The following is a 1,003-nucleotide window of genomic DNA, read 5'->3' on the forward strand; positions in this document are numbered from 1 at the left end:
ATCCGACGTCCGGGAGTGCGACCGACAGAAGCCGTCGCCTCGACAGTGACGCTGCCGCAGTGCAAATCGCAACCGTGCACGCCACCAAAGGGCTGGAGTTCCCGATCGTCTACGTCCCGTTCAGTTGGGAGAGCGTGGGAGGTCTGGAATACACGAACATGGATTCTCCTGAGCGTGGTACGGGAGTGGTGTCCAAAGCTGATGTGGGGGACTAGCTTCCGAAGAGCGGGATCAGGCCGCTCAGTGAACCGGTGTCCAGGCTTCCGGTGCCGCCGCCGTCGGTCGGTGCGGTGCCGACCTGCACGACCGTCGGGCCGGAGACGGAGTTCTTCCAACCGGCGTCGCCGACGAAGTTGGCAGTGAGGCCGAATGTTCCTTCGTCGTCGAAGGTGTGCGTGAGTGTCGCGACTCCGTTGACGACGGCAACGGGTGCGCCGATGGGCGTCGTGCCGGACTTGAACTGGATCATTCCGTTTGATGTTCCGGGTGCAACGGTAGCCTTGAGCTGCAATGCCTTTCCGACCTGAGCGGCGCCGCTGACAGTCAGGATCGTCGTGGTGTCCGCGCGGGCAGGCTCGGGATCGGTCACGTTCACCGTGAACGACGTGGACGTGGAGCCGACGAATCCGGTTCCGCCGGAGAACTCGGCAACCACGGCTGCGGCACCGGCTGACGCGAAGGTGTGCGGGAGGATCGCGACGCCGTCACCCGTGCCGACCGGTGCGGTACCGACCTCGGTGCCGTCGACCTTGAACGTCACGGTTCCGCTGCTCGGGATGGGGGAGACGGTGGCCGAAAGGTTGGTCGGTTCACCGACCACTGCTGTGAGCGGTTCGACAACTGTGGTCGTGGTTCCCCAGTCGGGATCGCTGACGTCGAGTTGAGTTGCGGTGGACACTGAATCGCCGTAGCCGGCCTCGCCGGTGAAGACTGCGGTGAAGATGTGCGTGCCGGAAGCGTCGTAGCTGCGGGTCAGGGAAGCCGTTCCGTCGACCACGGCCAC

General features: G+C 64.7%; 2 protein-coding genes. One reads left to right on the forward strand and one right to left on the reverse strand.

What is annotated here, in order from left to right:
* The coding region (locus tag ABT116_RS50725; RefSeq protein ID WP_351648734.1) for a 3'-5' exonuclease at positions 1-215 on the forward strand (215 nt) is incomplete at its 5' end.
* Here ABT116_RS50725 and ABT116_RS50730 read toward each other — a convergent pair.
* Positions 212-1,003, reverse strand: a 792-nt coding sequence (locus tag ABT116_RS50730; RefSeq protein ID WP_351648738.1) for an Ig-like domain-containing protein, incomplete at its 5' end; no start/stop codon positions are given. The two genes, ABT116_RS50725 and ABT116_RS50730, sit on opposite strands and share 4 nt — an antisense overlap.

This window comes from Streptomyces sp. NPDC002130 (genome assembly GCF_040296465.1).
GTDB lineage: Bacteria > Actinomycetota > Actinomycetes > Streptomycetales > Streptomycetaceae > Streptomyces.